13 protein-coding genes and 1 pseudogene are annotated in these 13,381 nt (G+C 63.3%); 3 read left to right on the forward strand and 11 right to left on the reverse strand.

Going from position 1 to position 13,381, the window contains the following annotated elements; genetic code table 11:
* Positions 1–160: 160 nt before the first annotated feature.
* Positions 161–1,615, reverse strand: coding sequence for a 2-hydroxymuconic semialdehyde dehydrogenase (locus NOX35_RS17330; protein WP_256494155.1), 1,455 nt, complete (start codon positions 1,613–1,615; stop codon positions 161–163).
* A gap of 112 nt (positions 1,616–1,727) precedes the next feature.
* On the opposite strand from NOX35_RS17330, the gene NOX35_RS17335 reads away from it, so the two are divergent.
* Positions 1,728–2,624: a LysR substrate-binding domain-containing protein gene (locus NOX35_RS17335; protein WP_182283439.1), complete on the forward strand. Its 897-nt coding sequence runs from the start codon at positions 1,728–1,730 to the stop codon at positions 2,622–2,624.
* Between the two features lie 28 nt (positions 2,625–2,652).
* On the opposite strand, the gene NOX35_RS17340 is transcribed toward NOX35_RS17335, so the two are convergent.
* From NOX35_RS17340 to NOX35_RS17385, 10 genes are all read right to left on the reverse strand, one after another.
* Positions 2,653–3,105 (reverse strand): heme-binding protein, encoded by a 453-nt coding sequence (locus NOX35_RS17340; RefSeq protein WP_182283440.1) that lies wholly within the window; start codon positions 3,103–3,105, stop codon positions 2,653–2,655.
* A gap of 11 nt (positions 3,106–3,116) precedes the next feature.
* On the reverse strand, positions 3,117–4,007 hold the full coding sequence (locus tag NOX35_RS17345) for a transporter (protein WP_256494157.1): 891 nt from the start codon (positions 4,005–4,007) through the stop codon (positions 3,117–3,119).
* A gap of 202 nt (positions 4,008–4,209) precedes the next feature.
* The gene (locus NOX35_RS17350) at positions 4,210–5,154 is read right to left on the reverse strand and encodes a catechol 2,3-dioxygenase (RefSeq protein WP_182283442.1); all 945 of its coding nucleotides are present in this window, start codon (positions 5,152–5,154) and stop codon (positions 4,210–4,212) included.
* Positions 5,155–5,164: 10 nt separating this feature from the next.
* Entirely contained in the window at positions 5,165–5,530 is a 366-nt protein-coding gene (locus tag NOX35_RS17355; RefSeq protein ID WP_182283443.1) for a 2Fe-2S iron-sulfur cluster binding domain-containing protein, read from the reverse strand.
* Positions 5,531–5,537: 7 nt separating this feature from the next.
* Positions 5,538–6,611 (reverse strand): NADH:ubiquinone reductase (Na(+)-transporting) subunit F, encoded by a 1,074-nt coding sequence (locus NOX35_RS17360; RefSeq protein ID WP_182283444.1) that lies wholly within the window; start codon positions 6,609–6,611, stop codon positions 5,538–5,540.
* Between the two features lie 59 nt (positions 6,612–6,670).
* Entirely contained in the window at positions 6,671–7,027 is a 357-nt protein-coding gene (locus tag NOX35_RS17365) for a phenol hydroxylase subunit P4 (protein ID WP_003066651.1), read from the reverse strand.
* Entirely contained in the window at positions 7,024–8,634 is a 1,611-nt protein-coding gene (locus tag NOX35_RS17370) for an aromatic/alkene/methane monooxygenase hydroxylase/oxygenase subunit alpha (RefSeq protein WP_256494158.1), read from the reverse strand. Before NOX35_RS17370 ends, NOX35_RS17365 begins: the two co-directional genes overlap by 4 nt.
* A gap of 47 nt (positions 8,635–8,681) precedes the next feature.
* The gene (locus tag NOX35_RS17375) at positions 8,682–8,975 is read right to left on the reverse strand and encodes an MmoB/DmpM family protein (RefSeq protein ID WP_182283446.1); all 294 of its coding nucleotides are present in this window, start codon (positions 8,973–8,975) and stop codon (positions 8,682–8,684) included.
* Positions 8,976–8,986: 11 nt separating this feature from the next.
* On the reverse strand, positions 8,987–9,979 hold the full coding sequence (locus NOX35_RS17380) for a phenol hydroxylase (RefSeq protein ID WP_256494159.1): 993 nt from the start codon (positions 9,977–9,979) through the stop codon (positions 8,987–8,989).
* A gap of 41 nt (positions 9,980–10,020) precedes the next feature.
* On the reverse strand, positions 10,021–10,212 hold the full coding sequence (locus NOX35_RS17385) for a phenol hydroxylase subunit (protein WP_182283448.1): 192 nt from the start codon (positions 10,210–10,212) through the stop codon (positions 10,021–10,023).
* 305 nt (positions 10,213–10,517) lie between these two features.
* On the opposite strand from NOX35_RS17385, the pseudogene NOX35_RS17390 reads away from it, so the two are divergent.
* Together NOX35_RS17390 and NOX35_RS17395 are read left to right on the forward strand one after the other, a co-directional pair.
* Positions 10,518–12,221 (forward strand): annotated as a pseudogene (locus NOX35_RS17390) (sigma 54-interacting transcriptional regulator).
* A gap of 4 nt (positions 12,222–12,225) precedes the next feature.
* Entirely contained in the window at positions 12,226–12,978 is a 753-nt protein-coding gene (locus tag NOX35_RS17395; RefSeq protein ID WP_182283450.1) for a GntR family transcriptional regulator, read from the forward strand.
* Positions 12,979–13,381: the final 403 nt, after the last annotated feature.

Raw genomic sequence — 13,381 nt, forward strand, 5'->3', positions numbered from 1 at the left:
GATAAGAAGACAAAGTGGCGCTGCATTTGAACTGGCACGCCTCAACTCAGGGACACCGCGCAAGGGCCGCCCCGCCGCGCCGGTGTCGCCCCCCTCCGGCGCGTAGCGCCAGAGAGGGGGAAGGCGGGGCCGCCTAGGCGCACAGCGCCTCAGGGGGTGTCTAAAGTTTTATGCAAACATTCTTGAGCTCGGTATAGAACTCCAGCGAATGCACACCGCCTTCGCGGCCGATGCCCGATTGCTTGGCACCGCCAAAAGGCGTGCGCAGATCGCGCAGAAACCAGCTGTTGACCCAGGAAATGCCCACATGCATGCGCTGGGCCACGCGGTGGGCGCGGGCCAGGTCTTGCGTCCAGACGGCGCTGGCCAGGCCATAGACGTTGTCATTGGCCTTGGTCAGCACCTCTTCTTCGGTATCGAAGGGAGCGATATGACAGCAGGGACCAAATATCTCTTCCTTGATGACGCGTGCCGTCTCGGGCAGGCCGGTCCAGATCGTGGGCTGCACCCAGGCGCCGTCCGCATACTGGGCGCCCAGGTCGGGCACGCCGCCGCCGGTGACCACGGTGGCGCCTTCCTGCACCGCCAGCTGGTAATACGACAGCACCTTGGCCTGATGCTCCTTGCTGATCAGCGGGCCCAGCTTGGTGTCGTCGTCTTCGGGCACACCGATCTTCCACCCCTCGATCTGCTGCTTCAGCGCGGCCACAAAGCGCTCGTAAATCGGGCGCTCCACATAGACACGCTCCGTGCCCAGGCAGACTTGGCCGCTGTTGACAAAGGCCGAGCGCAACGTTCCTTCGATGGCCGCCTCGAAATCGCAGTCGGCAAAGACGATGGCGGCGTTCTTGCCCCCCATCTCCAGGCTCACGGGGCGCGCGCCCTTGGCAGCAGCCTTCATGATGGCCTCGCCAGTGCGCGTCTCGCCGGTGAAGGTGATGGCATCCACGCCGGGGTGGCTGGTGACGAACTCGCCGGCGGAATCGGGGCCGAAACCATGGACCACGTTGTAGACGCCGGGCGGAATGCCGGCCTCGTTCATGACCTCGCCCAGCAGGGCTGCAGTCTGGGGCGATTCCTCGGAAGGCTTGACCACCACGGTGTTGCCGCAGGCCAGCGCCGGGCCTACCTTCCAGGTCATCAGCAGCAGGGGCAGATTCCAGGGGCAGATCACGCCCACCACGCCCACCGGGCCACGGTGGCCGTAGTTGATCGCACCGCGCCCGTCCGGCGTGGTCATTTCGAAGAACTCCGTGGGCACGTTCTTGACCACGTCGGCAAAGATCTTGAAGTTGGCCGCACCACGCGGAATGTCGATATGGCTGGCCACACTGCGCGGCTTGCCCGTGTCCGCACATTCTGCGGCCAGAAACTCCTCGAAGCGGCGGTTGATGCCATCGGCCACGGCATAGAGTTTTTCCACGCGCTCGGCCACGCTCATACGGCCCCAGGGTCCGTTCAACGCAGTGCGCGCTGCAGCCACGGCGGCATCGACTTCGCTGCGGCCGGCCTCATGCACCTTGGCAATCACCTGGCCCGTGAGCGGTGAGTGCTTGTCGAAGCTGCACCCCGTGGAAACGTAGGCACCGTTGATGAAGTTCTGGATGTCTTTCATGGTTTTCTTCCTGTCACGCATGCTTTTGCAGCAACGATAAATTCGGTGTTCAATACTGTCCAATACTGAATTTTCCAAAATAGATACCTAAAAGGTATCAAGGAGCCACCCCATGGACTTGAGGCAGATGAGGTACTTTCTGGCGCTGGCTGAGGAGCTGAATTTCGGCCGGGCCGCGGCCCGGCTGCACATGGCCCAGCCACCGCTGACGCGGCAGATACGCGCCATCGAAGAGGAGCTGGGCACCGAGTTGTTTGTGCGCACGCCCAAGGGAGTGGAGCTGACGGCGGCAGGCCAGACCCTGCTGGACGAGGTGCCCAACATCCTGTCGCTGGCCGAGCGCGCCCGCGAGCGCACGCAAAGAGCCGGTCAGGGACTGACTGGCCAGCTGGACGTGGGCATTTTTGGCTCCGGCGTGCTGGACGTGATTCCGCGCCTGCTGGCGGCGTTTCACCAGGCCAGGCCCGAGGTGCGCATAGCGCTGCACAACCAGACCAAGGACGAGCAACTGCAGGCGCTGCGCGAACGCAGAATCACCATTGGCTTCAACCGACTGGTGCCTGCAGAACCTGGCATAGGCGTGCAGACCGTGCTCAAGGAAGCCCTGGTCGTGGGCCTGCCGGCCACGCACAGGCTGTGCGCGCGCAAAGAGGTCGCTCTGTCCGAGCTCGACAACGAGCCCATGATCCTCTACCCCAATCTCTCTTTGCATGGCCTGGCCCAGGAAGTCAGCAATGCCTTCCACCGCGAGGGCCTGCGTCTGAACGTGGCCCAGTCGGTGGAAGATGTACTGACCTGCGTGGCTTTGGTGGCAGGCGGGTTTGGCGCCTGCATTACCACGCGTTCGGCCACCAGCTTGCGTCTGCCCGGCGTGGAATACCGGCCGCTGCACTCGCGCCACTTGCGTGACATCGAGCTCAGCTGCCTGTACCGCAGCGACGATGCATCGCCGGTGCTGGCGGCCTTTCTGGACGAGGTGCGTACCTTTGCGGACCAGGGCAAAACCTAGGCCTGAGGGGGCAGGCAGGCGCCAGGTTTTAGCCACCTTGCTGGTCCTCAATCAGGCCCAGGGCCTGCAGGCCGGCCTCGGCAATGATCTCGTCCTGCTGCTCGCTGCCGCCGGACACCCCGATACCGCCAATGCGTGCGCCCTCCACCACGATGGGCCGCCCACCGCCAAAGCCCACAAAGCGCGGTCGCAGGACCAGGCCCTGGCGCACGGCCGCTGAATGCTGGGCCAAGGCCTCTTGCCACTGGCCCGTGGGCAGGCCAAAGCTCACGGCCGTATAGGCCTTGTCCGTGGCGATGTCCATGGAGTGCAGGGGTGCGCCCGTCATGCGCACAAATGCAGCCTGCACCCCTGCCGCATCCACCACGGCCACATTGACACGCACACCCAATTCCACGGCCTTGGCTACGGCCGCACCCACGGCGCGCAAGGCGGCTTCGGTGCGGATCACGGGCTGAGAAACCATCAGTGAGTCCAGCATGTCAAGCCTCCTCAAAATGCTTTGACTACTGTGAAGCGCACCAGCGAACCCTTGGGCAGGGCCCCCGTGCCGGCCGTGGCGCTGACTTCCTTGTAGACCGCGCCCTTGAGGAACACGCCTGCACCCGGCACCGGGTAGACCAGCTCGGCGCCCAGTGCATGGCGCGAGGAATGCTGGTTCGTGGCACCCGGGCCTTTGTCATCGCTGATCTGCCACTGGCTGTAACCCACCAGGCCGGCATGCACGGCACCAAAATTCTTGCCCAGACCCCATTCCAGCGTCACCTGGTTGCCGTTGCGAAAGCCCATATCGTTCTTGCCGTTGCGCTCAAAACGCATCAGACCCGAGGCCGAAACAGTCTTGGCAGCGTCAAAGTAATAGGTCAGGCCACCGGTGAGCATGGTGCTTTTGTAACCCTTGCCCGGCGAAGCCGGGTCGCGGCTGCTGGCCGAATCCAGCCAGATACCGGCACCGGCCACAGCGTCCCACTGCGGGCCATGCCAGCCCAGCACCAGTGGACCCAGATAAACGTCGCCCACGCCCGAACGGCTATCGGAAATGCCGGCCGCATTCACCGTGAGTGAGGTACGCATCACCGGCACGATGGCCTCCATGCCGTAGTCGGCACCGAGCAGCTTGTAGTTGGTGATCCAGACAAAACGGTTGGCCAGGGCCGTCACGGTTCCACGGTTGTGGCCGGGCAGGTTGTCGCCGCTACCCGGCGCGCGGAAATCGTCGATGCTGTAGTTCACCATATAGCCCAGGTAGTAAACGCCGGGCGGCGGCACGCTGGGGCCCTGCATGCCCTCCACACCGGGGACGTAATGGCCTTCGGCCTGCACGGCCGTGGCTGCCAGCGTACCCAGCAGGGCCAGGGCAGCAGATGCAATCTTGTGCTTCATCTCTATCTCTTTCTTGTGGGTTCACAGATGTCTCGGGGATCCATGGGGCTGTGCAGGGGGGCTACGCAAAAAGCTGGCGCGGCCCATATCAGGGCTGCCGCGCAAGGGCCGCCCCACAGCGCTGGCAGCGTCCCCCTGCCCGCATTGCTTGCGATGCCAAGAGCGGGGGGAAGGCGCGAAGCACCTCAGGGGGTGTTCCCCTTCAGGTGTACACATCCGTAAATGACGCCACGAGCTCACCCGTGTGATAGAAAATGCCGCTGCCAAGACGGTCCTCGCTCCAGGTGGTAACGGGGCGATCGGGCTGGGCCAGATAGCCCAGGCCGGCAAAGGTCTCGTTGCGGTTGCCGCTGGGGTCGAAGAAGTAAATCGTCTCGCCGCGCGTGATGCCGTGGCGTGTGGGAGCCACGTCGATGCGCACCTTGTTCTTGGCCATGACGTCGGCGGCCTTGAGCACGTCGTGCCAGGAGTCCAGAAAGAAGGCAATGTGGTGCAGGCCCGAGGTGGGGCCGCCCACAAAGGCGATGTCGTGCGGCGTGGTGGAGCGCGCCATCCAGGTCGCGGCTTGCATATTGCCTTCTGGGCCGACCAGAATCTGCTCGGTCAGGAAGAAGTCCATGCACTCTGCCATGAAGCGGGTGTTGTCCTCCACGGTGTTGATACCGGCCTCGGGATTCATCTCGCACATCAGCAGACAGTGATCTATCCAGTGCGCGCCTGCGCCCTTGAGGCCATCGGGCCAAGGGTCGGGGTTCAGAGAGCCCACATCCGTGCCCACGCACTCCTTCTTTGCGTACAGGCGCATCTCATGGCCGCTGGGCAGATTGAACTGCAACATGCGGCCCACCGTGGGCTGGCTGCCTTCGGGCAGCATGGTGGTCTTCACACCCCAGGCCTCGATGCGTGCCTGCAGGCTGTCGAGGTCGGCATCGTTTTGCACCTTGTAGGCCACATGGTTGAGGCCGGCGCGATCACTTTGCGTAAGGATGAGGGAATACTTGTCCCACTCGTCCCAACATTTGAGGTAGACATTGCCCGCTGCATCGCGCAGCGTGACCTTCATTCCCAGCACGTTTTCGTAGTGCTTGAGCGCAGCATCCATGTCCATCACGCGCAAGTTGGCGTGGCCGATTCGCATTACACCCATGTTTGTCTCCTTAGTTGCTTGTTGGTGTGTCGTGGGTTGTGGGCGCCGTGGAGGCCGCCCGCAGAAAAAATGGTTTGTGCAGGCGCTGTGCCACCGCAATGCGTACGGCCTCCAGCGGGGCTACACGACAGGCCAGGGTGTAGCCCTGATCGCGTTCGAGATCGCTCACATGGGCACAGCTCACGGGGCCCAGATGGCGTACCGCACCTTCGAGCACCTGCACCTTGCAGACGCCGCAGCCACCGTTGACGCAGCCCACCGGAATGCCTTTGCGCCCCAGGCGCAACATGCCACTCAGCAGGCTTTCGTGGGTGCCGCAGGCATAGGTATCGCCGGTTTGCTCCACGCTGACTTGCACGTTTTGCATGGCTGTCATGGCGGCCTCAGACACGCTTGAACAAGGGGCTGCGCGCGCCTTGCGCATCGGCGGCCGAGAGGAATTTCTCGGTGTAGATATCGCGCTCAAACAGCCGGCCCTGCATCAGGGTGGAAATACAGGCCTCGACCATGGGTGGAGGCCCGCACAGATAGGCTTTGCAACCCGCAAAGCCGCCTTGGAAATGGGCTTGCGCAGCCTCATGCACAAAGCCACGCGCGCCTTGCCAATCCCCGCAGTCCTCGCCCGATATTGCGGGGATGTAGGTGAAATGCGGGTGCTGCTCGGCCAGGGCGCGAAACTCGTCGTCGTAGTACAGCTCCTCGCGCGAGCGCTGGCCGTAGACCAGTGTGATGGGCTGCTCGCAACCCTTGGCCAGCAGCTCCAAAATCATGGCGCGCGGGCTGGAAAGCCCCGAGCCCCCAGCCATGAAGACCATGGGCTGGCGTGCCGAATGGCGCACAAAAAAGCGTCCATAGGGCCCGGCCAGCTGCAGGCTGTCACCTTCGCTCAGATGCTCGTGCAGCCAGCCCGTGCCCGCACCGCCCGGCACCAGCCGCACATTGAGCTCGATCTCCTGGGCGCAGCCGTCGGCGCCAGGCGCGTTGGCGATTGAAAAAGCGCGCGAGCCGCCCTGCTCCTCGCTCAGACCGGGTATGCGCAGCTGCACATACTGGCCCGCCTGGTAGCGTATGGGCTGCTCCAGGCGCAGGTGCAGAGCCTTGATGGTGGGCGTCAGATCGACGATACGCACCACTGTGGCTGCGAAGTCGCGCACGGGGATGATTTGCGCATCGGGCTCGTCCTCGAAATCGGCCTCGATGGTGGCATCGGACTGCAGCGTGGCGCAGCAGGCCAGCGTCATGCCGTCCTCGCGTTCCATGTCCATCAACGCGAAGGGATTGGCCGCGCCGTGGTCCACGTCGCCGTCGCAAACCTGGACCTTGCAGGTGCCGCACAGGCCATGGCCGCAGGCGTGGGGAATGTAAATACCCTGGCGCAGCGCGGCGTCCAGCAGGGTCTGGCCTTCCTCCACTTCAATCGAGGCGCCCAGGGGTTCTAAGGTCAGTTGGTAGCTCATATCGTCTCGCTCTCATTCCTGCAGCGCCGGCCAGGCCAGCGCTGCAACCGCCAGGGTGGTTAGCTGTAAGAGCCTTGGATGCCGATCAGGCCCGGGGTGCGGAAGCGGATCACGTCCTTGTGCGTCAGGCCGTTGTCGGCCAGCGACTTGGACGCATCGGGCGACCAGGGCTGGCCCGACTTGAACCACTGCACCTCGCTCCAGTCGATGCGTGCAAAGTCGGGGTGGGCGCCATAGACGTCGGGCAGCACGGCCTGGGCCAGCGCACCGAAAGGCATATCGGGCGGCAGCGGCAGGGCTACGGGTGAGCAGAACATCAGGTGGTCTTCCCAGCCGATATAGAGCAGAGGCGCGGGAAAGTTCTCGCGCACATCCTTGGCGGGAAAGCGATAGGGCTTGAGTGCGGTGACGCTCATGGCTGGGCCTCCTGGCTGGGGTTGGCGGAAGCGTTAGTGGCTGCGTTGTTGGCCGAGGTTGCCGGTGGCGGGTCGCCGCGCCAGGCCGCGAAATTGCGCTGGTCCTCCGATCCCTCAAAGTCCATGTTGTCGCGGCCCACATTCATGCCGTACCAGTCCAGCACCGCAGCCAGCGGGTCAAAGCCTTCGGCCGTGGGGTCCACATCGGGCTTGAAGCAGTTGCCCTGGTAGATCTGGTGCACGGGCAGCCAGGACTGGACAAACTTCTCGGGCTCGTCGTCGAAGACATGCTTGCAGCCGTCGCTGCAGAAGTGGTACTTGCTGCCCTCGTAGTCGGACTCGCGATAGCAGATCTTGGTGGCGTCACCGGGCTCGGTGAAGCCCATAGGGATCTGGCAGGTGGTGCACAGCATGGGCAGGGTCTTGCTGTAAAAGCGCTTGCCGGCCTGCTGCTCGGCACGATAGTGCTCCAGGCGGGGACGGTAGTGCTTGTCAAAGCTGTCCGGGTATTTTTCAGACAGCCACTGCATCTCCTGCTCGCCGGGCACCCAGGTGTGAAAAGGTGCGGCCGCCGTGTAGTTGTAGAAGATGTTCCAGGCCTGGTGGCTGATGTGGTCCTTGCCTTCGCAGGCCAGCTTCCAGCCTGCGGGCTCTCGGATGCCGTAGCGCGCCAGATCGCGGAACAGAGCGCCGCCGTTTTCCTCGGCATACATCTCCCAGGCTTCCTTCCAGCTCATCACGCGCTTGGGCAGCATGTAATCCTGCATCATGGCCACCAGGGTCAGCACGCGGTAGCCGCGCCAGAACCATTTGTCGATCCAGCGCTGCACGATGGGCACGTTGCCCGGGTCCTGCTCCAGCATGAACTTGATGCATTCGATGCCCAGCGTCATATGGCGCGACTCATCGCTTTGCGCCGAGAAGCCAAAGGTCACGGTGGACAGATCGCCGTTGTGCGCCGCGCCCGACATAAAGGGAACGAACAGCAGATTGGTCAGCACATATTCGAAGGAGAAGCTCACTGCCGTGAGGAACTCGAACGGGCCTGCGCTCAGCGCATCTTCAAAAAAGGACTTGGGCACCGACAAAAACCAGACCCGGTCGAACCAGTGACTGGAGCTGTGCATGCCGTTGAAGTACTTGTTGTAGTTGGACAGCGCATGGGTCTCGGTCTGGAAGTGGCGCAGCTCGTCGATGGACTGCATCTGCGCCGCCACGCGCGCCCCCGCACCGGTGAAATGCCGGCCCGCATGGGCAAAACCGCGGTGAGCGTAATACTCCAGCGGCACAACGCCCTGGATGAACAGCTTGAGCGCGTTGAGATAGCGCGCATCGGTCACGCCCAACTGGCCGTTGTTCTGGGCAAAGGCCTCGATCACGGCGTAGAGCTTTTTCTCTTTTTCGCCCTGGTACTTCCAGTAGGCGTCCATGGTCAGGCGGAAGGGGTCTTCCCACTTGTCCCAGTCGTGGATCTTGATGCCCTCGAACTTGTCATAGGGGAAGACCTTGTCCCTGGGCTGGTAGCTGGTCTCCCAGCCCAGGCCACGTGTCATGGCGGTGTAGCGGTCCTTGAGGCCCAGCTTTTTCTTGATTACGGGTGCGTCCATGGTGTCTCCTTGGATGGCGTTGTCTGGTGGTGTTCGGTGAGCGGCTCTTACTGGTTCCAGCTCAGGGAGAATTCGTCGTCGTCCTCCTCCACATGGCCGGACAGCGTGACCAGATTGATCTGGATCTGCTGCAGCTCGTAGGGGCGACCGGTCTGCTCTTCAATGCTGGCGCGACGTATGACCAGGCGGCCGGGGGCGTCGATCTTCACGAGACCGGGCGAGTACACGGCTTGGGCGTGGGTGTTGTCGGCGAGGATGGCGTCCACCACGGGGCGCGATTCCTCGTTGTCCTGAAAGGCGATGAACACCTTGGAGACGGGGGTGCTGGCAGATGTGCTCATGGCGCTGTTCCTCAGATGTCCAGACCGGCCTTGCGGGCACGGGCATCCAGGCTTTGGCGGACTTCGCTGAGCACGGCTGCGCCACGCGCACCCAGGGCCAGTTCGGCCACGGCGGCCAGTGCCACACCGGCATGGTCGGCATAGCTCAGATACCAGCGCGACAGCTGGCTGCGGTTGTCTGCCGATTCGGCAGCAGCCACCTTGACCACGGCATCGATCCAGCGGGCGGTCTCGGTATGCCACTCGGGCATGAAGGCCGTGAGCATGGCCACGGCCGTGCCGCCCTGCACCGTGACATGCTCGTCCACAAAGTGGTTGTAGATCAGGGGGTAGAGCAGTCCGTCGAGCACCATGTTCTGGGCAACGAACAGCTCCATGGGGTCCTGCACCACCAGCAGGTCTTCCACCAGATGGCGCAGCGGCTGCCAGGTGGGGTGCCGCATCCAGTCGTTCTTGCCGGCCTCGAGCACGCCGGGCTCGTCCATGACCAGGCCCAGGCGTGTGAGGTACTGGGCCACGCCCAGATGGTCCATGGCATGCATCATGGCCGGGGCCGTGAAGGGCGTGCCGTAGCCGCGTGAGCAGATCTGGCTGTTGTTCATATTGCCGCCCCAGGCCACATGGCGCAGCGGCATCAACACCTCGCAGGCCTTGGCGCGCAGGGCATCGGACATCTTGCCGGCCAGATTGCGCGACTCCACAAACTGGTAGTTGGCTTCCACAGCCTCCTGCTGCCTGGCGCGGGTCATGGTCCAGGTGGCGTAGTAGTACTGACGTGGATCGCGCAGCGCGTTCCAGTCCGCCATGCGGATCGCCGTGCGGCCGGTGTCGAACAGCTCGAACTCTGGCTCCCACAGCGGCCGGTAATGGAAGTGGTGCGTGGGCTGCACGCCCAACGTGGCCTCCAGATAGCGCGACGCGGGCTTGTCTCCCGTGTAGGTTGCCACGCGGGCAAAGGTATGGCGCAGCGGCTGTATCTCGCGCGCCGAAAGCTCGATATTCATGGGCTTGTCTCCTGTGTTGTCGTGGGATGCGTGAGTGATGGTCAGAGCAGCCTGGCTTTCTGGACCTGGCAGAAGGCCTCAAAGTCGGCCTCTGTCATGGCCAGCTCCACCGTGAGTTCGGGCCAGCCCACGGAGAACTCGAAGTCCACAAAACCGTTGGCGCGCCTTTGCAGCACGCGCACCGAACGGCGCGTGAGATCGCAGGCGGGAAGATCGAGAGTGCTTGTTTCCATGAGGGGCTCCTGGCGGGTCTATGGCTTTTGCAATTGCACAGCCCGTGCCAGTTCATGAAAATATCGATAAATCCAGGGTTACTCCCTAAATTTGTGCGTGTTTGAGCAAGCTGGTGATCAGTAATTCCCGGGCAAACCCTAGGACAGCAGTCACAGTGCTTCAATACCTACTGCAGTGCAGCATGATCAAATGATCAAGTACCCCATGCAAAGGTTCGCAATTCATCAATTGCGCCAGCAGTTCAAGGCCGAGGATGCGGGTCAATCCCGTAGCCAGAATTCGATGCTTTATCGATAGTTTTCTCATGCCCCACACTCCCCCCGCCTTACCCTCCGATGCCGATTTGCGCAGCTAGGTCCGCTTCTCCACCGAAGACGGACTGATCTGGCTCTCGGGCCAGCGCATGTTGCTGCTGCACCTGGCCTCTCTTCACGCCCTGCGCCGCGAAATGATGAACACCATGGGGCCCGATCACACGCGGCGCCTGCTGCTGCGTGCCGGCTATGCCGCAGGTGAGCGCGATGCACTGCTGGCACGCCAGATACGACCCACGGCCAGCCTGTTCGAGATGTTTGCCGTAGGCCCCCAACTGCACCGGCTGGAGGGTGCAGTGCGCGCCACGCCGGAAATCTTTGAGGCCGATGAGCAGGCCGGCCACTTTCAATGCGTGGTGCGCTGGGAACACAGCTGGGAAGCGGAAATCCATTTGCGCGAATGGGGTCCCCAGGACCAGCCCTCGTGCTGGATGCTGCTGGGATATGCCTCGGGTTACTCCAGCGCGTTCTTCCGTCGACCGGTGTTTTTCAAGGAAATGCAGTGCTCCACCTGCGGCCACGCACACTGCCTGATAGAAGGCCGGTTTCAACATGAGTGGCCCGATGGCGAACAAATCGCACGCGACTACGACCCCGACTCCATGCTGGTACGCCTGGATGAGCTGCAGTCCCAGGTCGAGGCCTTGCGCACCGGCCTGGCCCCTTTCGACAGCCAGGGCCCGTTGCTGGGCCATTCACGCGCCTTTCAGGCCGCGCTGGAGCTGCTGTCCAAGGCTGCTCCCACCCAGGTCACGGTGTTGCTCACGGGTGAGACCGGCGTGGGCAAGGAGCGCTTTGCGCGCGCCCTACATGCCATGAGCCCGCGTGCCGACAAACCCTTTGTGGCCGTGAACTGCGCGGCTCTGCCCGCCGACCTGATAGAGAGCGAGCTGTTCGGCGCCGAAAAAGGCGCGTTCACCGGCGCCACGGCAACGCGCATAGGGCGCTTTGAACGCGCCCATGGCGGCACGCTGATGCTGGACGAGCTAGGCGAGCTGCCCCTGGCCGCCCAGGCCAAGCTGCTGCGCGTGCTGCAAAGTGGCGAGGTGGAACGCCTGGGCGGCCACCGCAGTACCCAAGTCGATGTGCGCGTGATCGCCGCAACCAATGTAGACCTGGAAAAAGCCGTGGAACAGGGGCGCTTTCGGCGCGACCTGCTCTACCGCCTCAACGTCTACCCCATACGCATCCCCGCGCTGCGCGAGCGCGTGGACGATATCGAGCTGCTGGCCATGCATTTGCTGCAGAAATACTCGGCCTTGCACGGCAAGCCGGCCCCGGGCTTCAGCGACCGGGCGCTGACCGCACTACGCGGCCACAGCTGGCCCGGCAATGTGCGCGAGCTGGAGAATCTGGTGGAACGCGGCCTCATCCTCACGCCGGCCGGCGAACCCATCGATGTGGCTTGCCTGTTCCCCCAGTGGAGCGACAACGGCCAAAGCACCATAGACGACCAAGGCCATCTGGCCCAGGCCTGCGGCGCAGATGGCGATCTGCACACGGCCGGGGTGTACGACAGCATGCAGCACCAGGGGCTTTCGCTGGATGCCCTGGAAGACGGGCTGCTGCAAGAAGCCGTGCGCCGCGCCAGCGGCAATCTGGCCGCAGCAGCCCGCGCCCTGGGCATGACCCGCCCCCAACTCAGCTACCGGCTCTCACGCATCCGCGAACGCACCACAGGCACGGAGGAGTAAACGCTTGGCCAAGAAATCCTTTATGCAATGCCTGGCCCTGCCCGAGGCTGAATCCAGCGGCGGCGAGGCATCGCGCACCCTGACCGAGCAAACCTATGCCCGGCTGCGCACCGACATTGTCGAAGGCCGCCTGCTGCCTGGCAGCAAGCTGCGCATAGAGCATCTGCGCCAGGCCTACGAGGTCGGTGCCGGCACCTTGCGGGAGGCGTTGACGCGCCTGGTCAGTGATGCCCTGGTCACAACCGAAGGCCAGCGCGGCTTTCGCGTCTCCACCATCGCCATGGACGACCTGCAGGACATCACCCGGCTGCGGGTACATATCGAAACCCATGCGCTGCGTGAATCCATACGCCATGGCGACGCGGCCTGGCGGGCCCAGTTGCAGGCCAGCTATGACGAACTCTCGGCGGCCGAGCAACCGCTGTCCAGCGACAACCGCCGCCAGTGGGAGGCCCTGAACCTGCGCTTTCACGAGACCCTGCTCTCCGGCTATGCATCCCCTTGGACATTGAAGGTGCTGCGCCTGCTGGCGCGCCATAGCGAGCGCTACCGCTGCTACGCCATGGAGCAGCCCGCGCTCACCCGCGATGTGCATGCCGAGCACCAGGAAATCTTCGAGCTCGCCATGGCTGGCCACGAGGCTCGCGCGGCCCTGGCCCTGGAAGCCCATATTTGCACCACCCCCCATCTGCTGCTGCAGGCCATGCGCGAAGGCAAGCTGGTGTTGCCTGGCACCCGGCCGGAAGGGGAGGTATGAACTGCAGCACAGCTTTATCATTTTTATAGCTGTCTGTGCTGGATGGCAAAATGCCAGAGGACGGACAGGGCATGTCTACCTGTCCAATGGCTGTCCATCACTCGATTGCCGCTGCCATTCAGGTCACTGACCAGAATGCCTCTGTAGGCCAGCCTTCGTCGGAGGCTTGCAGGAATCAAGGTGACCTCCGCTTTTGAGCGGTAGCAGCCAGCCGCCGAGGGCTACTCAGGACCCACTGCTGTCGTTCGTTCCTCGGCAGTCAATGCTTGCATAGCAGCGATTGCTACTGTTCATGGCTGCTATGCGACCTATCTCCAACAGCTACATAGTGGTCATCCGTGCGTCTACGCGGACGACTGCCCAAGGACAGTTTTCAAGTGTGCAGCGGACAGCGGCTATTAGG

It is taken from the genome of Comamonas sp. C11 (assembly GCF_024496285.1).
Taxonomy (GTDB): Bacteria; Pseudomonadota; Gammaproteobacteria; order Burkholderiales; family Burkholderiaceae_C; genus Comamonas; species Comamonas testosteroni_F.